Annotated in this window: 17 protein-coding genes; 7 read left to right on the top strand and 10 right to left on the bottom strand. The window is 67.9% G+C overall.

Annotation, left to right across the window (positions count from 1 at the left end):
• Window positions 1-13: 13 nt before the first annotated feature.
• From M9M90_RS16490 to M9M90_RS16470, 5 genes are all read right to left on the bottom strand, one after another.
• Window positions 14-1729, bottom strand: a complete 1716-nt coding sequence (locus M9M90_RS16490; protein ID WP_305885122.1) for a M10 family metallopeptidase C-terminal domain-containing protein — start codon at window positions 1727-1729, stop codon at window positions 14-16.
• Between the two features lie 129 nt (window positions 1730-1858).
• Window positions 1859-2479, bottom strand: coding sequence for a class I SAM-dependent methyltransferase (locus tag M9M90_RS16485; RefSeq protein ID WP_254834329.1), 621 nt, complete (start codon window positions 2477-2479; stop codon window positions 1859-1861).
• Between the two features lie 79 nt (window positions 2480-2558).
• Window positions 2559-3662, bottom strand: a complete 1104-nt coding sequence (locus tag M9M90_RS16480) for a response regulator (RefSeq protein WP_254834328.1) — start codon at window positions 3660-3662, stop codon at window positions 2559-2561.
• 168 nt (window positions 3663-3830) lie between these two features.
• Window positions 3831-6329: a TonB-dependent receptor gene (locus M9M90_RS16475; RefSeq protein ID WP_254834327.1), complete on the bottom strand. Its 2499-nt coding sequence runs from the start codon at window positions 6327-6329 to the stop codon at window positions 3831-3833.
• Window positions 6330-6741: 412 nt separating this feature from the next.
• Window positions 6742-9576: a TonB-dependent receptor gene (locus tag M9M90_RS16470; protein WP_254834326.1), complete on the bottom strand. Its 2835-nt coding sequence runs from the start codon at window positions 9574-9576 to the stop codon at window positions 6742-6744.
• Between the two features lie 398 nt (window positions 9577-9974).
• Between M9M90_RS16470 and queC the strand changes: the two genes are divergently transcribed.
• The 3 genes from queC to M9M90_RS16455 are packed head-to-tail and all read left to right on the top strand — an operon-like array spanning window position 9975 to window position 11746.
• Window positions 9975-10718 carry a 7-cyano-7-deazaguanine synthase QueC gene (queC, locus tag M9M90_RS16465; RefSeq protein ID WP_254834325.1) on the top strand — a complete coding sequence of 248 codons (744 nt, stop codon included), beginning with the start codon at window positions 9975-9977 and terminating at the stop codon, window positions 10716-10718.
• Entirely contained in the window at window positions 10715-11347 is a 633-nt protein-coding gene (queE, locus tag M9M90_RS16460; RefSeq protein ID WP_254834324.1) for a 7-carboxy-7-deazaguanine synthase, read from the top strand. The genes queC and queE overlap by 4 nt, the downstream gene beginning before the upstream one ends.
• Before the next feature lie 24 nt (window positions 11348-11371).
• The gene (locus M9M90_RS16455) at window positions 11372-11746 is read left to right on the top strand and encodes a 6-carboxytetrahydropterin synthase (protein ID WP_254834323.1); all 375 of its coding nucleotides are present in this window, start codon (window positions 11372-11374) and stop codon (window positions 11744-11746) included.
• Here the strand turns inward: M9M90_RS16455 and M9M90_RS16450 are convergent.
• The 4 genes from M9M90_RS16450 to M9M90_RS16435 form a co-directional block, all read right to left on the bottom strand.
• A complete protein-coding gene (locus tag M9M90_RS16450; protein WP_254834322.1) occupies window positions 11743-11970 on the bottom strand; it encodes a hypothetical protein in 228 nt (75 codons plus the stop codon). The two genes, M9M90_RS16455 and M9M90_RS16450, sit on opposite strands and share 4 nt — an antisense overlap.
• A gap of 43 nt (window positions 11971-12013) precedes the next feature.
• A complete protein-coding gene (locus M9M90_RS16445) occupies window positions 12014-12523 on the bottom strand; it encodes a response regulator (RefSeq protein WP_254834321.1) in 510 nt (169 codons plus the stop codon).
• Between the two features lie 209 nt (window positions 12524-12732).
• Window positions 12733-13854, bottom strand: a complete 1122-nt coding sequence (aroC, locus tag M9M90_RS16440) for a chorismate synthase (protein WP_254834320.1) — start codon at window positions 13852-13854, stop codon at window positions 12733-12735.
• A gap of 33 nt (window positions 13855-13887) precedes the next feature.
• Entirely contained in the window at window positions 13888-14601 is a 714-nt protein-coding gene (locus M9M90_RS16435; RefSeq protein WP_254834319.1) for a DnaJ domain-containing protein, read from the bottom strand.
• A gap of 78 nt (window positions 14602-14679) precedes the next feature.
• On the opposite strand from M9M90_RS16435, the gene pdxH reads away from it, so the two are divergent.
• Genes pdxH through M9M90_RS16420 form a run of 3 tightly spaced genes read left to right on the top strand, consistent with a single transcriptional unit; the run spans window position 14680 to window position 18007 of the window.
• Complete coding sequence (gene pdxH / locus M9M90_RS16430) at window positions 14680-15342, top strand: pyridoxamine 5'-phosphate oxidase (RefSeq protein WP_254834318.1); 663 nt, start codon at window positions 14680-14682, stop codon at window positions 15340-15342.
• Window positions 15339-16832 (top strand): bifunctional aminoglycoside phosphotransferase/ATP-binding protein, encoded by a 1494-nt coding sequence (locus tag M9M90_RS16425; protein ID WP_254834317.1) that lies wholly within the window; start codon window positions 15339-15341, stop codon window positions 16830-16832. Before pdxH ends, M9M90_RS16425 begins: the two co-directional genes overlap by 4 nt.
• Window positions 16829-18007 carry a TIGR03862 family flavoprotein gene (locus M9M90_RS16420; RefSeq protein ID WP_254834316.1) on the top strand — a complete coding sequence of 393 codons (1179 nt, stop codon included), beginning with the start codon at window positions 16829-16831 and terminating at the stop codon, window positions 18005-18007. The genes M9M90_RS16425 and M9M90_RS16420 overlap by 4 nt, the downstream gene beginning before the upstream one ends.
• Window positions 18008-18032: 25 nt before the next feature.
• On the opposite strand, the gene M9M90_RS16415 is transcribed toward M9M90_RS16420, so the two are convergent.
• Window positions 18033-19214, bottom strand: a complete 1182-nt coding sequence (locus tag M9M90_RS16415; RefSeq protein WP_254834315.1) for an NAD(P)/FAD-dependent oxidoreductase — start codon at window positions 19212-19214, stop codon at window positions 18033-18035.
• Between the two features lie 99 nt (window positions 19215-19313).
• On the opposite strand from M9M90_RS16415, the gene M9M90_RS16410 reads away from it, so the two are divergent.
• Window positions 19314-19988 carry a DsbA family protein gene (locus tag M9M90_RS16410; RefSeq protein ID WP_254834314.1) on the top strand — a complete coding sequence of 225 codons (675 nt, stop codon included), beginning with the start codon at window positions 19314-19316 and terminating at the stop codon, window positions 19986-19988.
• Window positions 19989-20098 lie beyond the last annotated feature (110 nt).

Here is a 20098-nt window from a genome sequence, read left to right as displayed (position 1 = left end):
TCCGCGGGGCCGGCTAGGTCGCCACGATCCAGCCGGCGGTCAGGGATGACATCTGGACGCCCACCAGGATCATCTGGGCGCCGCCGCCCATGTCGATCACCACATCGCCGCCTACCTGGCCGACCGTGTAGGTCGAGCCCTCGCTCACCAGCACCCTGTCGCCCTCGGAGCGGTTGAAATCCATCACGCGGTCCAGACCCGCGTCGCGCCAGGTGTGGAAGGTGTCGGCGCCCGAACCGCCCCAGATGGTGTCGGACTCGCGGTCGCCCGAGATCCAGTCGTCGCCCGCGCCGCCTTCGATGTAGTCGTTGTGCTGGCCGCCGCGGATCAGATCGTTGCCGTCGCCGCCGTAGCAGGAATCGTCGCCCATGTTGCCGTAGATGACGTCCGAGCCAGCCTCTCCGTAGAGCACGTCGAGATCCTTGCCGCCGACCACCCAGTCGTCGCCGTCGCCGCCGTAGCCGGTGTCGTTCCCCATATTGCCGTGCATGTCGTCGAAGGCCGCGCCGCCAGAGAGCAGGTCGTCCCCTTCCTCGCCGCGGAGGAAGTCCAGGCCGTCGCCCCCGCGCAGGGTGTCATTGCCCGCGCCTGACCAGATGACGTCGTTCCCGCCGTTGCCTTCCAGGACGTTGTAGGCCGTGTTGCCAGTGATGGTGTCGGCGGCGGCGCCGCCCAGGGCGTTCTCGATGGTCACATTGGCCGAGATGGCGACGTTGCCGGTCAGGCCGCCGACATTGGAGAAGTTGCCTGCCCGCAGGTCGATGGTCTGGGCGCTGGACCAGCCGGAGAAGTTGAAGGTGTCGTTCCCGCCGGCGTCCCAGACCGCGAAGATGACCCGCGAGGCGACCGAGGTGGCCTCGAACCACGCCCGCCCGGCGTTGGAGTTGAAGCCGTAGACGGTGTCGCCCGTGCGGGTGGACAGATTGGCCCCGTACTCCTGCTGGATCGCCGAGATGTCGTCGAGCAGCGGCGCGGCGGCGTAACGGCCGCCGAAGCTGGCGCCGGTGTTGGTCTCGCTGAAGTAGCTCATCACCGTGTACTGGCGGGAGTCTTCGTAATAGATCGCGTCGGCGGCGTAGCTGGGTGAGGTGTCGGAGTCGTAGTCGGCCGGGTGGGCCAGGCCGATGGCGTGGCCGATCTCGTGCGCCAGGACCATGCCCCCATGGTTGCCGACGCCGGGCGTGGCGTTGCTGCCCTTGGTGATGTTCACCCAGACGTCGCCGGCCCGCGACGAATAGCTGGTCGAGCCGGGATAGTAGGCGAAGGCGCTGGCTGAATCCGCGCCGCTGGAATAGTTGCCGAACAGGATCGTGGCCTGGTCGGAATAGGCGGTCTCGCCGAACGACCCGAACCCCACCCGGGTGAAGTAGATATTGCCGGCGTCCGACCAACCGGCCAGGGCCATCTCGGCCTGGGCGATCTGGGCGGAGTTGAAGCGTTCGAACCCGGCCGTGTCGTCGGGCATCGTAAATGGCGCGTTGGCCCGGAAGCCGTAGGTGACCGTGAAGGCCTGCCCCAGCACCCCGCCCCAGCCCGCGTCGCCGCGAATGAGCTGGTTGCCGGCTTCGGCGATGGTGTAGCTCTCCTTGGATCCGACCAGGGAGCCACGCTCGTCGGCGTTGAGATAGGCCTGCGGCTGGCCGGCATCACGGGCGACGTCCTCGACCACGAAGTGACCGCACGGGCCGGTGCAGCCACAGCCGCGGGACGTCTCGGAATCAAACAACATTTACACGTTCCACGGCCCCCCGGCCGACCAGATTCATACGGCGATCACGTTCGGCGAACAATGCGAGTTCTGCCCTTGCGGCGATATCGCGCACGTGCATCTCATTGGGATTACAGGATAATTCATACATCAGGCGACCGCGACGCCCCACTCGTTCCACCCGGCGATCCTGGGCGTCTTGGGTAGATAAAACGTTTCCAGATTCTGTATCGAAAGTCCTGACGCCTTTATGGCGGCGGCCACCGGTCGGGTGAGGTGGCAGCCGCCGGCCAGGCGCTTCCAGATCGGCTCGACGCGGCGTTGCCACTTGGCCACGTCGGCGTCGGGGGCCAGGCCATGCTCGCAGAACAGGAAACGGCCGCCAGGCTTCAGCACCCGCCGCGCCTCGGCCAGCGCCCTGGCCGGCGACTGGACGGAGCAGAGGGTGAAGGTGCAGACGACGCAGTCGAAGCTGGCGTCCGGGAAGGGCAGGGCCTCGGCGGTTCCCTCAACCACCGACACGGCCAGCCGCGGATCGTGCGGCGCGGCCTGGGCCAGGGCGCGAAGTTCGGCCGCTGGGTCGACCCCAGTGACGCTCTCGACCTTGTCGGCGTCGTAGAGCGGGAGGTTCAGGCCCATGCCGATCCCCAGTTCCAGAACCCGACCCGAGGCCAGGGGCACGATCTTGGCGCGCTGCCTCATGATCGGCGACGAGGCGCAGGCGCAGGTCAGCAGGCGGGGCAGGATGTGGCGGTCGTAGAAGGATGGCATCGGCCAGCGGCTCCCAGCGTTGGCGGACGATGGCTCAACCGCAGGTCCCCGCCTAGTCCTTCATGCGGAAAGCTTGGCCCTAGGCCGCGACGGCCGCGCCGCCGCCCAGGTTTTCCTGCAGGGCGCGCAGCAGGTTCTCGGGCTTCATGGGCTTTTCGACCACGCCGTTCATGCCGGCCTTGAGGTAACCGGCGGCGTCCTCCGGATCGGCGTTTGCGGTGAGCGCGATAATCGGCACCCGGCCGGCGGGTCCCGGGAAGCCGCGAATCTCGCGGGTCGCCGAGACGCCATCCATACGGGGCATCTTGATGTCCATCAGGATCAGGTCGAAGCGGCCGGTGCGGGCGGCTTCAACCGCCTCCACCCCGTCGACGGCCGACTCCGAGGTGCAGTCGAACATCTCGCAGAGGGTCTCGGCGACCATGCGGTTGGTGGCGTTGTCGTCGACCACCAGGATGTGGGCGGCGCGGTCGTGCTGGACCAGGGTCTCGGGCGCGACGACCTCATCGGGCGCGCGCTGGGCGACGATGTGGAAGGTGAGCGTCTCGCCGGCCCCCACATTGGACTCGACCCGCACATCGCCCTGCATGGCCGTGACGATGCTTCGGCCGAGCGCGACTCCAAGCGCGGTCTCCAGTCCGAACAGGGCCTCGATCTCGCGGATGTCCAGGGCGCGATCGCCGAGCACGCGTTCCGACCCGCCGCGGACGCTGCCTTCCAGCCGCACCTGATCGCCATCGGCGACCGCGCGCAGGGTGGCTTCCACCGCCCCGCGCCGCACCCCGGCCAGGGCCTGGGCGATGAAGGCGTCGAAAACCTGGCCTATGCGCTCGGCGTCGATCAGCACGACCGTGTCGGGATCGCCGTCATACGAGAAAAGAAGGGTGACACCGCCGGCGAGCGCGCGATCCTGCCAGCGGCCCTGAATGTCGTCGGCGAGATCAGCCAGGCGCTTGGGTTCGAGGGTGAAGGTCAGGCCATTGGTGGCGGCGGTCTTCAGGTCGGTCGATGAGGCAAGTATCTGGCGCACGGTTCGCGCGGCCTCGGCCACGCCGGCCACGCAGGCCTGGGCGTCGGCGCCCATCGGCTGGCGCGACAGCCGCTCGGCAAGCGCCAGCACGCCCTCCATCTGTTGATGGATTTCGCTGGTGACACGCTCGAAGAAAAACTCAGGCAAGGACATGAATGGGGGGCGTCCCGGGGAAGCACTTGTGCTCAGGATGGACGTAAGCGCTTGCGGAGACGTTAAATTCCGCCTGTGCGTCAGCGTCGCATCGATACGCGACCGACCTGCGAAAAGGGCGGCGGGATCGCTCCCGCCGCCCTTCGCGTCGTGTGGTTTCAGCCCGTCTTAGAAGCGGTACTGCAGCTCCAGGCCGTAGGTCCGGGGCTGGATCAGGCCGCGCGCGATCGCGGTGCCCGTCTGGCGCAGCGTGCCCGCGGCGGCCGAACCGGGGTTCGGCATGCCGAAGATCGCCGTCGGGTTGGTCGAGCTGGTCGAGTTGTAGCCCTCTTCGTCGAAGGCGTTCTTGACGAAGCCGATCAGGGTGTAGCGGTCCTCGGCGTCGTTCCAGAGCACCCGGAAGTCGGTGACGCCGTAGGACGGCACCTTCAGGTCGCGGCTCTTGAACGGCTGGTAGATGGTCTCGTCGGTCCAGGTGTAGGTGGCCGAGAGGATCAGCGAGCCCGGGGTGAAGTCGAAGGTGTAGTTGCCGTTGAACGCGAACTTGTTCTCGGGCGACTGATAGAGGTTCGAGCCCTTCAGGGTCTGGAACACCAGGCGGGTGCCATTGCTGAGCGCCGAGCCGCCGCTGGGGGTGGCCGCCGGGTCGAGGGCGCCCGGATCCGCCGGATCATAGAAGCAGCAGCCGCGGGTGATCTCGGTGTTCAGATAGCCGTAGCTGGCCGACATCTGCAGGGCCTTGATGGGCTGCCAGATAGCTTCCAGCTCCAGCCCGTAGGCCTCGGCGTCGACATTGACGAAGTTGTTGGCCGCCGCCGTGCCCGCCGCGTTGAGCTGCGACAGGTTGAGCTGCAGGTCCTTGTAGTCGTTGAAGAAGGCCGAGGCGTTGAGGATCAGGCGACCGCCGAAGGTCTTCTTCATGCCGAGTTCGTAGGCGTCGACCTGCTCCTGGTCGGCCTTGGGCTGCGACGACAGGGTGCCGAGCAGGAACCCGCCCGACTTATAGCCGCGGCTGTACTTGGCGTAGACCAGGGTGTCGTCGTCCGGCGTCCAGTCCAGGTTCACCACGCCGGTGACGGCGTCCCAGCTGTCGGACAGGGTGCGCGAGTTCTGCACGCCCGGAAGCGCCGGGTTGGTGTCGGTGGAGACGTCGAACGACGCCGCACCGCCGGCGATGCCCGGCGACAGGATGATCAGGCGCTGGCTTTCGAAGCCGTCCTTCTCGTCCTTGGTGTAGCGCAGACCGCCGGTGATGGCCCACTGGTCGTTGAACCGGTAGGTCGTCTGGCCGAACACCGCCCAGGCCTTGGAGGTTAGGGCCGCCTGGGTGTCGGCGTAGTTGCGCAGCGGGTTCGGGGCCGCAAGGGTCCCGAGCAGGGTCAGGGGCTGCGAGAGCTGCGTCTGGTTCGGGTTCCGCAGCTGGATGCGCTGCTTGTATTCCTCGTGGTACTGGTAGAGGCCGAGGATCCAGCTCAGGGGACCGTCCGAGTTCGAGGTCAAGTTGACCTCGTTCGAGTAGTACCGCTTGTTTTCGTCGAAATCGGTGGTCAGGGTCGGGAAGTACGGCACCGCCATGCCGGGGATGGCGATGGCCGTGGTGCGGCTGGTGAAGTCGTTGTCGCCGCCGGTCTGGTAGTTGTACTGCTGGAAGCCGCCGATGTACTTCAGGTCCGCCCAGCCGAGGTCATAGGTGACGTTTGCGATCAGGACGTGGTTGCCGCGAAGCTGGCCGTAGCCGTCGGTGTTGGTGTTCTGCTTGTACGGGTCGGTCACGCCGGGATTGGCGGTCGTGTAGCCGAATTGCGGGTTCGGCATCAGCTGGCCGATGGGGCCGAACGGGTTGGTGGTGTCGTAGGGGGTGATCAGGTTGTTGAGGCGGTCGCCCACACCCATGCTGTCATCCCAGTTGGAGCGGTTGTAGCGGACGAACACGTCCACATCTTCGCCCAGCTCGGCTTCCATCTGCACTTCGAAATAGGTGCGCTTGATCTTGGCCGCGTCGTTGGCCGAACCGATGTTCTCGATGAAGCCTTCGCGCTGCCAGTCCTGGCTGCCGCCGATCTTGAAGCGCAGGTTCTCGGCCACCGGGATCGAGAGCACGCCTTCGATCTTGGTGCGTTCATAGTTGCCGACGCCGAGGCGGATCTCGCCGCCGAACTCGTCGGCCGGGCGCTTGGAGACCATGTTGATCGCGCCGCCGATGGCGTTGCGGCCGTACAGGGTTCCCTGCGGGCCGCGCAGGATCTCGGTGCGTTCGATGAACAGCGGGGTCTTGAACAGCTCCGAGGACGAAGCCGAATAGAAGCCGTCGGTGTAGGAGGCCACGCCCGGGTCGTTGCCGACATAGAAGGTGTTGCGGCCCGCGCCGCGCAGCGAGACGCGGTCGGTGCCGGAATAGTTCATGCCCGGCGTGAAATTCACGAAGTCCTGGATGCCGGTGATGCCGGCGATGTCGCGCTGTTCGGAGGTGTAGGCCGATACGGCGACGGGCACGTCCTGCAGAGCCTGTTCCCGCTTTTCGGCGGTGATCACCAGTTCCTCGATCTCGAAAGCGTCGTCGGCCGGGGCGGCGTCTTGGGCGAAGGCGGGGACCGCGACCGCCGACAGCGTCATGACGGACGCGCTCATGGCGAGCAGGGTCCGCAGACGCGGAGCGTTGTAAGACATCAGTATCCTCCCAGGGCGGCGGGGACGAGGAATCGTCCGCGTAGCCGCCCGCGTGATGCGCATGCAGTGAAGTCCGGCGCGGGGAGGCGCCGGGCCGCGGAACCTCTGTCCGGTGCTCTGCGGCGTCAATGTAAAGGCTGATCACTTACCGCGTTTGGACGGACGTTTTGTCAGCCTGTGGCGGAAATACCGCGTTTTCGAATAGCATGCACAAAAACGACCGGTGTTCTTTGATGAATTCGTGAATCAAACGGAAACGCCGGCCTCGAAATCGGCCTGAATGTCGAGGTTTCCATACCGAGTCTATGAATCAGCGTTCGGCGACCAACGCGAGACGACATCACGAACAAAAGAAAAGGCCGCCGCCCCGAGGGGCGGCGGCCAAGGTTGTTCGGCTAGGATAGTCTGGTGATCAGAAGCGCTTCTGCAGCGAGATGCCGTAGGTGCGCGGCTCGGTGTAGAAGGCGTTCCGGAACAGGCCCGAGGAGTCATCGGTCAGGTAGAAGTCGGTGATCGCCTCTTCGTCGGTGGCGTTCTTCACATAGGCGCCGATTTCCCAACCCTTCTCGCGGTTGGCGACGGTCAGCGTCAGGTTGACGTTGTGCCAGTTGTTGATGCGGTCCGGTTCGCTGTTGTAGATCCGGGCGAAGGTCTCGGTCTGCTTGTAGTAGTCGCCGCGCACGGTGACGTTCCAGCCGTCGCCGAAGTCCCAATCGTATTGCGCGCCCAGCGAGATGGTCCAGTGCGGGGCGTTCGGCAGTTCCTTGCCTTCCAGACCGACCGGGACCCCGTCGCTGACCAGGCCGCCGAAGGCGTTGGTGCCGACGGCGATGGCGCCGCTGCCGATGTTGGTGCCCGCGCCGGCCGTGGAGGCCGGGGTGCAGACGCTCAGCAGGGCGAACGGGTTGCCGACCGTGTTGGAGATGGTCAGGGCCGTCTGGGCCGAGGCCAGGCTCACCACGCAGTTGGAAGCCGCGCTCGACTTCACCACCACCAGGTTTGGATTGCTCTGGGTGCGGTTGAAGGTGTCGATCGACACGCCGCCCTGGATCTCGGTGTCCAGGTAGCCGATGGCCGCGTTGAGGCGCAGGCCGTCCAGCGGTTGCCAGACCGACTCGAACTCCGCGCCCTTGACCTTGGCGTCGATGTTTTCGTTGGTGGAGGCGCGGTTGACGATCTTGGAGACCTGATAGCCTTCATAGTCGTAGGTGAAGACAGTGAGGTTCGCCGTCATCGTGCCGTCGAGCAGGGTGTTCTTGGCCCCGAATTCGATCGACTTGATGAACTCCGGTTCGAACGACGCCGGTCCGCAGATCACCCCGGCGCCGCCGCTGCAGGGGGAATTGAGGCCCCCGGCCTTATAGCCGCGCGAGAAGAAGCCGTAGATCAGGGTCTCATCCGTGAAGCCGAGGTCCGGCTTCCAGTCGAAGCCAACACGGCCCGTGGTTTCCTTGAACTTGGTCTTCAGGATCGCCGGGGTGCCGGGTAGCGGGCCGCCGATGCCGGTCCCGGGCGTGCCCAGGGTGACCTGGTGGTTCTCCACCTCCTTGTCGTCGACCGTGTAGCGCAGGCCGCCGGTCAGCTTCAGGGTGTCGCTCAGCTCATAATAGAGTTCGCCGAAGAAGGCGTGCGAGCGCAGGTCATAGGGGCCATAGGCGTCGTAGTAGTTGTGGCCGCTGCGGTTGGGGTCCTGGTTCGGGTCGACCCCGACGCAGGGCGCCGCCGTGTTGCAGTTTGGATTGCCGGTCGTGAGCAGGTTGTTCGCCTGGTACCAGGCGGTCCCGGTGTTGAACATCACGAAGTAGTCGCCGGTCGCCTGGAACCGGACCATGATCGCGCCGACGTTGAAGTTGAACGGACCGTCGAAGGCCGACTGCAGCCGGACCTCCTGGCTCCACTGCTCGGTGTTGGCCGAGGAGATGTCGCTGGTGGTGAAGCGGTTGTAGGCGCCGTTCTGCGGATCGTTGACGACGCCGCCGGGGAACAGACCGGCATAGAGGCCCGCATAGCCGGGGACTCCCGCCAGGGCGTTGACTGGATTGGGCGAGCTGTTGAAGTTCGTGCTGGGGACGTAGCGGTTGTAGTCCTGCCGCGTAAAGAGGTCGTACTTGGTGAGCGCGGCCAACCAGGTCAGCTTCAAGTCTTCGGTCAGGTCCCAGTCGACATTGAACATGTAGATGTCGGTCTTGGAATTGTAGATCGGATCGAAGGTCGACTCGATGTCCCGCACGTCCGTCGTCTGCATCTTGCCGGCGTAGGCGTCGCCGGTCTGGAACCCGCCCAGCGCCCCGAACAGGCCGCCGAGCGTGGCCTGGGAGTTGACCGTGCCGAGCACGCCCGCCGAGTAGAGCGAGGTCGCCTGGCAGCCCTGGGTGAAGAAGCCGCGCTGGATCTGGCCGACCAGGCCGCCAGCCGCTGCCGAGTAGCCAACGCCGCCGACATTGGCCGGGCCATTGTCCTTTGTGCAGAACTGCTTGCCGATCCGCGAGCGGTTATCCTCTTCGTTGAAGTGGTCCCACATGAAGTAGGCGCGGAATTCGTCGGTGGGGCTGAAGGCCAGGGTGGCCCGCATGCCGTACAGGTCGCGATCGTCGGCGTCGTTGCCGGTGACCAGGTTTTTCCCGTAGCCGTCGCGCTTCAGGTAGGAGCCGGCCAGACGCAGGGCGAAGGTGTCGCCGAGCGGCACGTTGACCATCCCGCGCAGCTTGCGGCTGGAATAGTTGCCGATCTCGCCGCGGACCATGGCCTCGAATTCGTCGATCGGCTTGGCGGTGATCATGTTGACCACGCCGCCGGTGGCGTTGCGTCCGTATAGGGTGCCCTGCGGTCCGCGCAGGACCTCGACCCGTTCCACATCGTAGAACTCGGTCTCGAACAGGTTGTTGGCGATCAGAGGGGCGTTGTTGAGGTGGATGCCGGTGCCGGCGTCGCCGGAGCCCGCCACCAGCTTGGAGCCGATGCCGCGGATCTGGAAGTTGTAGCCGGTGAAATTCCCCTTGGAGAAGTTCACATTCGGGACGGCCAGCACCAGGTTCGGGCCGCCGTCGATCTTGGCTTTCTCAAGCGCATCCTGGTTGAAGGCCGACACGGCGATCGGGACGTCCTGGAGGGCTTCCTCGCGTTTCTGGGCGGTGACGACCAGTTCTTGGATGACATTCTGGGACCACGCCGGAGACGCGATCGTGCTCAGCGCTACGGCCGACGCGCCCACGATCAGCAGGCTCCGCAAGTGCAGAGTATTGGACATTCCAGGCTCCTCCCATGACGGCCGGGCTCTCTACAAGCCGGCCCGGTCCGTCAGCATCGCCGCTCAAGATATCGATCAGGGGCAGGCGGCCTTTCCCCCAACGTCGCAAGCTCCCGCTTTGCCAGGGAGTCTGTCAACATGACGGTGATAAGTGAACGGCGTTCAGGTCGAAACTTCCACAGGTCTGTGGCGTAAATACCAAGGCTCCGAAGACTGTTACGCGGCGTCAGGTTTGGGGTTTTTTGGACCGCGAACACTTATTTCGCACTTGCGAATAATCGTGCTGCACGTGCGAAGATTTGCGGGCCGGACTTTTTTCAAGCACCCGGTATGCTCAGCCTGCGAAGTCTCGTCGCGCCGGGCTTCCGGTTTGAGCCCGGCGCGCGCATATGGGGCCGATGAGCCGACCTTCGCCACAGATCTCCGATCCGAGCCGCGCCCTGGTGCTGTTTTCCGGCGGGCAGGACTCCAGCGTCTGCCTGGCCTGGGCCCTGGCGCGCCACGGCCATGTGGAGACCGTCGGCTTCGATTACGGCCAGCGGCATGGCGTGGAGATGCGGCAGCGCCAGGTCGTTCGCCGCGAGATCGCCGCGCGGTTCCCGCAATGGGCCCATCGGCTGGGCGACGACCATGTCCTCGACCTGCGCGGTTTCGGCGCCGTCGGTGAGACGGCGATGACGGAGGAGCGCGCCTTCGAGGTCACCGAGAAGGGGCTGCCAAACACCTTCGTGCCCGGGCGAAACCTGGTGTTCCTGACCTATGCGGCGGCGCTGGCCGATCGGCGCGGATTGAAGTTTCTTGTGGGCGGGATGTGCGAGACGGACTTCTCCGGTTACCCGGACTGTCGGCGTGACACCCTGGACGCCCTGGAAGGCGCCTTGAATCTGGGCATGGCCCAGGACTTCGTGGTCGAGACCCCCCTGATGGCCCTGACCAAGGCCGAAACCTGGAGTCTGGCCAAGGCCCTGGGCGGGGAGGCCCTGGTCGAGCTGATTCTGGAGGACAGCCACACCTGCTATCGCGGAACCCGCGGGGAGCGTCACGCCTGGGGGCATGGCTGCGGCGACTGCCCCGCCTGCGATCTGCGCGCCCGGGGCTGGGCCGAATGGGTGGCCGCCGGGCGTCCGGAGCTCGCCCCATGAGCTACGCCGTCAAGGAGATCTTCCTGACCCTGCAGGGGGAGGGCGGCCAGGCGGGCCAGCCGGCGGTGTTCTGCCGCTTCGCCGGCTGCAACCTGTGGTCCGGCCGCGAGCAGGACCGGGTCGAGGCGGTCTGCACCTTCTGCGACACCGACTTTGTGGGCCTGGACGGCCCCGGCGGGGGACGGTTCCCCGATGCGGTGGCGCTGGCCGACGCCGTCGAGGCCGCCTGGATCGCCGGGCCCGACAACCGTCTGGTGGTCTGCACCGGCGGCGAACCGCTGCTGCAGCTGGACGCGGCGGCGATCGACGCCCTGCATGGGCGCGGCTTCCGCATCGCGGTGGAGACCAACGGCACCCTGGCCGCGCCGGACGGGATCGACTGGGTCTGCGTCAGCCCAAAGGCCCAGGCCAAGGTGGTGCAGGTCCAGGGTCAGGAACTGAAGCTGGTCTATCCCCAGGCCGGCGTCGATCCGGCCGCCTTCGAGCACCTGGATTTCGAGCGTTTCCTGCTGCAGCCGATGGATGGTCCGGCGCGACTGGAGAACACGCAGGCGGCGATCGCCTATTGCCTCGCCCACCCTCGCTGGCGTTTAAGCGTGCAAACACACAAGTACCTCGGCATCCCGTGACGTGGGACGCTCCAGAACCTCCTGATGACCCAGCCTGTTTTCGAGATCACCAAGGCCGCGACCTTCGACGCGGCGCACTACTTCGCCGAGGGGCCGCAGCACCGGCCCTATGCGAACATGCACGGCCATTCCTTCAAGGTTGAGGCGACGGTGCGCGGCGCCACCCAGGAACCCGTGGGCTGGGTGGCCGACCTGGCCGACCTGGATGCGGCGTTGAGGGCGGTGGCGGGCGAGCTGGACCACGGCGTGCTCAACGAGAAGCCGGGCCTCGAGCGCCCCACCCTCGAACACCTCTGCCTCTATTTCGCCGAGCGTCTGAAGCCGAGCTTCCCTGGTCTTTCGAAGATCGTGGTTTCGCGCCCGACCATCGGCGAGAGCTGCGCGATGGCGGTAGCCTAGTCGTCGCCGCGGCGCTTCCGGTCGCTCTTTCGATGCTCGTCGTCGTCCCCGCCGGGGATCACCGCGCCCGCGGCCATGCCCACACCCTTGGCCGTCACGCCGACGGCCGCGCCAGCGACCCCGACCGCCCCGCCCACCACGGCGCCTGCGGCCATGGCCAGGCACCCAGATAGTGAGACTCCGAGGACGGTGAGGGCGGCGAGACGCAGGAGCAGTCGGGACATGGCGCCTGCCTAGCCGCCAATCGTCGCCAAAAGGTGACGCGGCTTAGATCTGCACCAGGCGCGCCTGCGGGCCATCGGCGACACGCCGTAGCGGCCCATCGTAGCGCGGATCGTTCCGCCGGCGCCGGTCGGGCCCGAAATAGTCGTCGGTGCGCACGAAGGGCCGCGAGTGGTCGATGATCTGGTGGACACGTTCGATCACCCCTCGCGCGGTGATCGGCTTCGCCAGGAATTCGTTCACCCCCGCGTCACGCGCCTCGCGGATGCGCGCCAGGGTGAAGTGGCCGGTGATCATGATGACGGGGACGAGTTGATTGGGGCTGTCGGCCGCGTTGCGCAGCAGGCGGACGAAATCGATACCGTCCAGCGGCTCCATGGCCAGGTCGGTCAGGACGATGTCGACCGGGTGGTTGCGCATCATCTGCAGCCCTTCGGCTCCGTCGCAGGCCTCATAGATTTGGTTGATTCCGATGGCGCGCAGAATCTCGGCCAGCAAGACACGCATGTGCCGGTTGTCTTCAACGACGAGTATCTTCAGCAGCTCGAAGCGCACTTGGGCCCGACTATCCTTGATCTCCGGCCTGATTCAACTCGCAAGGGTTGCGGAGAATCAAATGTCGGACGCTCGCTGGCGGGGTCATTACCTTTGACGCAGAAGCACGGTCAATAGGGAAAACATCGTTCTTCGAGTCCGGCGCAATCTAAACTTGCGTCGCGGTCGACTAGTCGACTTAAGGGCGTTAGAACCGCCCGAGTTTGCTCTCAGGCGCGTCCGTCTTGGCCGGGCGAAAAGGCTCCGCCGCCGGTCTGGGCCCGGTGCCGCAGGAAGGCGTCGGCCAGTACGCAGGCCGTCATCGCCTCGACCACCGGCACGGCGCGCAGGCCCACGCAGGGGTCGTGGCGGCCCTTGGTGCGCAGGTCGATCTCCACTGCGTTCTCATCGATCGAGCGGCGCAGGCTGAGGATCGAGGATGTGGGCTTGAAGGCGACGCGGGCGACCACCGGCTGGCCGGAGGAGATGCCGCCGAGGATACCGCCGGCGCTGTTGGACAGGAACATAGGGCCATCGTTGCCCATCCGCATCTCGTCGGCGTTCTCCTCGCCGGAGAAGGCGGCCGAGGCGAAACCCGCGCCGATCTCGACACCCTTTGAGGCGTTGATCGACATCAGGGCCGCGGCAAGCTCGGCGTCCAGCTTGCCATAGACTGGAGCGCCCCAGCCGGCGGGCACGCCGCTCGCCTCCACCTCGACGATGGCGCCGGTCGACGAGCCGGCCTTGCGGACCTTCTCGAGATGCTCTTCCCAGACTGGAACCATCTCGGCGTCCGGACACCAGAAGGGGTTCTCGGTGCGCTGGTCCCAGTCGAAGCGCGACCGATCCACCGCGTGCGGCCCGATCTGGACCACTGCGCCGCGGATAGCGACGCCCTGCAGGATATTGCGGGCCACGGCGCCGGCGGCCACCCGGGCGGCGGTCTCGCGCGCCGAGGCCCGGCCGCCGCCGCGATAGTCGCGCACGCCGTACTTGGCGAAATAGGTGTAGTCGGCATGGCCCGGCCGGAACTGGGTGGCGATCTCGCCATAGTCGCGGCTGCGCTGGTCGACATTTTCGATGAGCATCGAGATCGGCGTGCCGGTGGTGACCTGCACCTTGGTCTTCTCGTCCTGGAAGACGCCGGAGAGGATCTTCACCGCGTCCGGCTCCTGGCGCTGGGTGACGAACTTGCCCTGGCCCGGCCGGCGCTGGTCCATCCAGACCTGGACCTCTTCGGCGGTCAGTGGGACGCCGGGAGGGCAGCCGTCGACCACGCAGCCAAGGGCCGGCCCGTGGCTTTCGCCCCAGGTGGTGACTCTGAACAGGTGGCCGAAGCTGTTGTGCGACATGGCCGCGCTTTTAGAACCAGGAGGAGGGAAGCGCTAGGCCGCCCAGGCCGCGGCGAAGCGTCGGCGCAGGGTGCGGGCGGCGGAGTTGGCCTCGCCGGCCGCGACGGTCAGACGCAGGAACAGATGGCCCTGGCGATGTCGGCCGCGGGCGGGCAGGCCCTGGCCGACCAGTCGCACGAGACCACGCTCGCCGGCCTTCTTGGTCACCCAGACCACGCGACGGCCAAGGGGCGTCTCCAGCGCGATACGGCCGCCCTCGGCCAGGAGGCGCGGATCGAGCGGCACGGTGATCCAAAGATCGTCGCCCCGCACCAACATCTGACCGTCGCCACGCAGGGCGACCTCGAACTCGGCCTCGCCGGCCCGGACCTTGTCACCGGCCCGCAGGCCGGGCGGCAGGGTGAGCATGATCCGCCGGCCGTCGGTCATGGCGTGCTCCATCGGTCCCCCGGTCATGGCCAGCAGGGGCGGAACAGGCAGGATCCTGCCCTCGGCGGGGCGGGCCGGCCGCGCCATGGTGGCGGGCGGCTGGAGGATGCGGTCGGAGGGCTTGGCCTCGTGCAGCAGGTGATAAGCTTCCACGACCTCGCGGAAGCGGGCGGCGTCGCCGCCCCTGCGGTCGGGGTGGGCCAGCTTGGCGGCCTCGCGGAAGGCGCGGCGCAGTTCGGCGGGGGTCGCGTGGGTTGCGACACCCAGCACCTCGCGGGCGCGCTTGCCGCTCATGACTGACGATTTGGTTCCGGCCATCCCCCGGAGTCTCGCCCGGCCCGCGTCAATGCGGCGTTAAGCGCTGACGTGACGGCGGCCGCGCGCTATAGGCGGGCCATGAGCAAGGCTGACATTCCCGCCTCCCCCAGTGAGGACGACTACGTTCGTCAGGTGACGAACGCCGAGCCGCCGCCGCTGCTGACCGCCCAGGACCCGTTCGCCCTCTTCGCCGAATGGATGAAAGAGGCCGTGGCCAAGGAGCCCAGCGACGCCAACGGTATGGCGCTGGCCACCGTCGATGAGTCCGGAATGCCCGACGCGCGCATGGTGCTGCTGAAGGACGCCGGCCCCGACGGCTTCGTCTTCTATTCCAACCTGGGCAGCGCCAAGGGACGTCAGCTCGCCGCCAATCCCAAGGCCGCCCTGCTGTTCCACTGGAAGTCCCTGCGCCGCCAGGTGCGGGTGCGCGGGACCATCTCGCCGGTGACACCGGAAGAGGCCGACGCCTATTTCGCCACCCGCGCCCGGTCCGCCCAGATCGGCGCCTGGGCCTCGGACCAGTCACGGGTCCTGCCCGACCGCCTGGCCCTGGAGAAGAGGATCGCCGAGATCGGCCTGAAGTTCGGCCTGGGCAAGGTGACCCGTCCGCCGCACTGGTCGGGCTGGCGCGTGCGGCCCGACAGAATCGAGTTCTGGCGCGACCGGCCGTTCCGCCTGCATGAGCGGCTGGTCTTCGTGCGGTCGGGTCAGGGCTGGACCACCGAACGGCTCTACCCGTGAACGACCTGGAAGAGGCCGAGGTCGCCGCCTGGTTCGGCAAGGCGTCCGAAAAGGGCATCGAGACCGCCTGCGCCCGGGTCTTCCTGGCCGGGGAGACCGCCTACAAGGTCAAGCGCCGCGTCGATCTCGGCTATCTCGACTATTCCAGCCTGGAGCTGCGGCTCTGGGCGCTGGAGCGCGAGCTGCGGTTCAACCGCGCCGCCTCGTCCGACATCTACCGCGCCGTGCGCAAGGTGACCCGCGCCCCGAGCGGCGGCCTGGAGCTGGACGGGCCGGGCACGGTGGTCGAGCACGTGCTGGAGATGCGCCGCTTCGACGAGAACGCGGTGTTGTCGGCCCAGCCCTGGGCGGTGACCGGACCGTTGGCCGATTCCCTGGGCCGGGTGGTGGCCGTGGCCCATGCGGCTGCTACTGTCCGACCGCAGGGCGGGGGCGGAAAGGCGCTGAAATACACCATCGACTCCAACGCCAAGCTGCTGCGGGAGATGACCGGCCGCCTGGGCGAGGCCCGGGTCGAGGCGGTGGTCGCGGCGACCGACGCCGAATATTTCCGCCGCGAGGCCCTGCTGGACGCCCGGCGCACGGCGGGCCTGGCCCGGCACTGCCACGCCGACCTGCACCTGGGAAACATCCTGCTGGAGGACGGCCAGCCGGTCCTCTTCGACTGCATTGAGTTCAACGACGTGCTGTCGGACATCGACATCCAGTACGACCTGGCCTTCCTGCTGATGGACCTGGATTTCCGCCGCCGGCGCGACGCCGCGGTGCGGGTGCTGTCGGCCTATCTGGACGAGGCGGGACGCCATTTCGGCCCGGAGATCCTGGACGGCCTGGCGACCCTGCCGCTCATGCTGGCGGTGCGGGCCGGGGTGCGGGCCCACGTCCAGGCCCACAGCGGCGATGACGCCGCAGCCATCGCCTATCTTGACGCGGCGCTCGCTCACCTGTCGCCGCCGCCGCCCAAGCTGACGGCGGTGGGCGGGCTTTCGGGCTCGGGCAAGTCGACCTTCGCCCGGCTGATCGCCCCCGGCCTGGGCGCCTCGCCCGGCGCCGTGGTGCTGCGCACCGATGAGATCCGCAAGCGGCTGCTGAAGGTGGCGCCGGACGCACGCATGCCGGCCAGCGTCTACTCGCCGGCCTTCTACGCCGAGGTCTACGACACCCTGTTCGCCGAGGCGCGGCGCCTGCTGGCGGCCGGCCGCGCCGTGGTGGTCGACGCCACCTTCATCGGGCCGGATCGCCGCGCCCAGGTCGAGGAGACCGCCATCCTCGCCGGCGTTCCCTTCCACGGAATCTGGCTGGAGGCTTCGCCGGAGGCGCTGGCCGCCCGCATCGAGGGCCGGGACGGGGACGCCTCGGACGCCACCGTCGCGACCCTGCAGATGCAGCTCGACCGCGATGTCGGCGAGATCGGCTGGGTGCGGGTCGACGCCTCCGGCCCGGCCCAGGACGCAGCGGAGGCATGGTCGGCGACCTATGCGAACCTATGATTGACGTCGCGATCATTGGCGGTGGACCCGCGGGCCTGATGGCGGCCGAGGTGCTCAGCGGCGCGGGGCGCTCCGTCACGGTCTACGACCGCATGCCCAGCCTGGGGCGCAAGTTCCTGATGGCGGGGCGCGGCGGGCTGAACCTCACCCACTCGGAGGATCTGGACGCCTTTATCGGGCGCTTCGGATCGCGGGCGGAGACCGTGAGGCCCTGGCTTGAGGCGTTTTCCCCCATCGACCTGATCGTCTGGGCCGAGGGCCTGGGCCAGGAGACCTTCATCGGCTCCAGCGGCCGGGTGTTTCCCAAGGCGCTCAAGGCCTCCCCCCTGTTGCGGGCCTGGCTGGCGCGCTTGGCGGAGCGAGGGGTCGAGTTCCGCCTGCGCCAGGAGTGGACGGGCTGGAACGCGGAGGGCGATCTGACCTTCAAGAGCGGCGAGACCGCCCACCCGAAGGCGACCATCCTGGCGCTGGGCGGGGCGAGCTGGCCCAAGCTCGGCTCGGACGGCGGCTGGACGTCGCTGCTGACCGGGACAGAGATCGCGCCGCTCCAACCTGCCAACTGCGGCTTCCAGGTCGCCTGGAGCGAGGTGTTCCGCGAAGCCTTCGCCGGGACGCCGCTCAAGGCCCTGGCGCTCAGCTTCGGCGGCCGCACGGTGCGGGGCGAGGTGATGCTGACCGCGGCCGGAATCGAGGGCGGCGCGGTCTATGCCCTGTCGGGGGCCCTGCGGGACGCCATCGCGGTGGCCGGCCCGGTGACCCTTGAGATCGATCTGCGGCCGGCCTTGCCCGCCCAGCGCCTGGGGACCAGGCTGGCGGCCGCCGGTCCCGGCCAGACCGTGACCAATGTCCTGCGCAAGGCGGGGCTAAACCCCGCGGAGATCGGCCTGCTGCGGGAGGCCGGCCACGTGCCGAAGGAGCCCGCGAGCCTCGCCCGCCGCATCAAGTCGGTTCCGATCCGGCTCACCGGCGTGCAGCCGATCGAACGCGCCATCTCCACCGCCGGCGGGGTGGCGTTCCCGTCGCTGGACGAGAGCCTGATGCTGCGCGACCGACCGGGCGTGTTCGTGGCGGGAGAGATGCTGGACTGGGAAGCCCCTACCGGCGGCTACCTGCTGCAGGCCTGTTTTTCCACCGGCGTGGCGGCGGCGAAGGGGGTCTTGAAGCGCCTTTCCTAGCTGCTTCCGCTCCTGGGGGACGACACTACGCCGCCTGGCCGGCCACCCACCCCGACGACCACGCCCATTGGAAATTGTAGCCGCCGAGCCAGCCGGTGACGTCCACCACCTCGCCGATGAAATAGAGGCCGGGGACCTCGCGAGCCGCCATGGTCTTGGAGTCCAGGTCGCGGGTGTCCACGCCGCCCAGGGTGACTTCGGCGGTGCGATAGCCTTCCGAGCCGACCGGCTTGACCCGCCAGGCGTTCACCGCCGCGTCGAGCCGCGCGATCGCCTTGTCGGACAGGTCGCCGACATTGCCGGTGGCCCCGGCCTCCTCGGCGATCATCTGGGCCAGGCGGCGCGGCAGGTGCTCGGACAGGACCGTCACCACGGCCTGCTTGCCCCGCGCCGAGCGAGCGGCCTTCAGGGTCTGGGCGATGTCGATCCCCGGCGCCATGTCGATGAGGATCTCCTCGCCCTCGCGCCAGAAGGACGAGATTTGCAGGATGGCCGGACCGCTCAGCCCTCGGTGCGTGAACAGCATGGCCTCGGCGAACTGGGTCTTGCCATGGGCGACCACGGCGTCGACAGCCACCCCGGCCAGGGGTTTCAGCCGTTCGAGCATGCCGACCTCGAAGGTCAGGGGCACGAGGGCGGTCCGGGTCTCGACGATCCGCAGGCCGAACTGCTGGGCGATCTCGTAGCCCCATCCGGTGGCGCCCATCTTGGGGATCGACTTGCCGCCGCTGGCGACCACCAGGGCCGCGCAGGCGATCGTACGGCCGTCGGTGAGGGTGAGGTGAAAGCCGTCATCGGTCCTGTCGACCCTGGCCACCGCGGTTCGCAGCCGCAGCGTCACGCCCGCCTCGCGCATGGCGTCCAGCAGCATGGCGATGATCTCCCTGGCCGAGCCGTCGCAGAACAACTGGCCCAGGGTCTTCTCGTGATAGGCGATGCCGGACCGCTCCACCCAGCCGACGAAGTCTTTGGAGGTGTAGCGTCGCAGGGCCGAGATGGCGAAGTGCGGGTTGGCCGACAGGAAGTTGGCGGGCCCGGCGTTGATATTGGTGAAGTTGCAGCGCCCGCCGCCGGAGATGCGGATCTTCTCGCCCGCCGCCGCCGCATGGTCGATCACCAGCACCCTGCGTCCGCGCCGGCCCGCCTCGATGGCGCACATCATGCCCGCCGCGCCGGCCCCGACCACCACGACGTCGAAGGATTCCAAGGTCTCGTCTCTCCGAACTCGCGCCGTTTCGATACGGAGGCGGGGAGCAAGTCAATCGCCGGGCTTGCGCTTGGCCGGATTCCGGGCGACCCCCGACCCATGCCGAACGCCGAACCCCGCGCCTCGCTGGCCGCCCGTCGGCCCCGCCTGACGCTCGCCGTCGCGGTGGGGCTGGGACTGCTGGCGACCTGGTGGTTCCAGTCGCGGCCGCCGCCCTGGCGCAAGCTGGAACTCACCCCCGTGGTCGCCGCCGTGCTGAAGGACGACGGGGCGCCCAGCCTCGGCCTGGCCAGCGCGGACGTGGTGGTCGTGGTGTTCACCGACTACCAGTGCCCGGTCTGCAAGCAGACCGACGCGGCGCTGGAGCGGCTGGCCGCGCGGGATGGGCGGGTGCGGGTGGTCTACAAGGATTGGCCCATCCTGGGCGAGGCCTCGACCCAGGCCGCCCGCGTCGCGCTCGCCGCGGACCGCCAGGGCCGTTACGCGGCCGTCCACCGCGGCCTGATGGCGAGCCGCGCCAAGCTCGACGCCGACCGGATTCGCGCCATCGCCGTCGAGGCCGGCGTCGACTGGCCGAGGCTGGAGGCGGAGCAGGCCGCCCATGCCGCGGCGATCGAGGCCCGGCTGGAGGCCCATGCGGCGCAGGCGTGGTCGCTGGGCCTTCAGGGGACGCCGGGTTATCTGGTCGGACCGTTCCTGGTGAAAGGCGGACTCGACGACCGGGCCCTGGAGCGGGCGGTGGTTACCGCGCGCAAGGCTGGGCCGCCGCGCTGATCTCGGCGGGCGGGCGCCCCGAGATAGGCGGTTCCTCGCCTCAAACGGGCGCCGCATTGCGGAAAGCGCCTGTGGAAACTAGCTTAATGCCGAGTCCAGAAGGGCCGGGG

This window comes from Phenylobacterium sp. LH3H17, assembly GCF_024298925.1.
Classification (GTDB): domain Bacteria; phylum Pseudomonadota; class Alphaproteobacteria; order Caulobacterales; family Caulobacteraceae; genus Phenylobacterium.
This window is presented reverse-complemented; position numbering and strand designations above follow the sequence as displayed.

Bases quoted from the DNA above. Each gene is read 5' to 3' on its own strand.
- queC (WP_254834325.1), top strand. From the start codon at position 9,975: ATGAGCCGACCTTCGCCACAGATCTCCGATCCGAGCCGCGCCCTGGTG.
- M9M90_RS16475 (WP_254834327.1), bottom strand. From the start codon at position 6,329: ATGTCTTACAACGCTCCGCGTCTGCGGACCCTGCTCGCCATGAGCGCG.
- M9M90_RS16455 (WP_254834323.1), top strand. From the start codon at position 11,372: ATGACCCAGCCTGTTTTCGAGATCACCAAGGCCGCGACCTTCGACGCG.
- M9M90_RS16450 (WP_254834322.1), bottom strand. From the start codon at position 11,970: ATGTCCCGACTGCTCCTGCGTCTCGCCGCCCTCACCGTCCTCGGAGTC.
- M9M90_RS16480 (WP_254834328.1), bottom strand. From the start codon at position 3,662: ATGTCCTTGCCTGAGTTTTTCTTCGAGCGTGTCACCAGCGAAATCCAT.
- M9M90_RS16470 (WP_254834326.1), bottom strand. From the start codon at position 9,576: ATGTCCAATACTCTGCACTTGCGGAGCCTGCTGATCGTGGGCGCGTCG.
- M9M90_RS16410 (WP_254834314.1), top strand. From the start codon at position 19,314: ATGCCGAACGCCGAACCCCGCGCCTCGCTGGCCGCCCGTCGGCCCCGC.
- M9M90_RS16420 (WP_254834316.1), top strand. From the start codon at position 16,829: ATGATTGACGTCGCGATCATTGGCGGTGGACCCGCGGGCCTGATGGCG.
- aroC (WP_254834320.1), bottom strand. From the start codon at position 13,854: ATGTCGCACAACAGCTTCGGCCACCTGTTCAGAGTCACCACCTGGGGC.
- M9M90_RS16490 (WP_305885122.1), bottom strand. From the start codon at position 1,729: ATGTTGTTTGATTCCGAGACGTCCCGCGGCTGTGGCTGCACCGGCCCG.
- queE (WP_254834324.1), top strand. From the start codon at position 10,715: ATGAGCTACGCCGTCAAGGAGATCTTCCTGACCCTGCAGGGGGAGGGC.
- M9M90_RS16435 (WP_254834319.1), bottom strand. From the start codon at position 14,601: ATGGCCGGAACCAAATCGTCAGTCATGAGCGGCAAGCGCGCCCGCGAG.
- pdxH (WP_254834318.1), top strand. From the start codon at position 14,680: ATGAGCAAGGCTGACATTCCCGCCTCCCCCAGTGAGGACGACTACGTT.
- M9M90_RS16485 (WP_254834329.1), bottom strand. From the start codon at position 2,479: ATGCCATCCTTCTACGACCGCCACATCCTGCCCCGCCTGCTGACCTGC.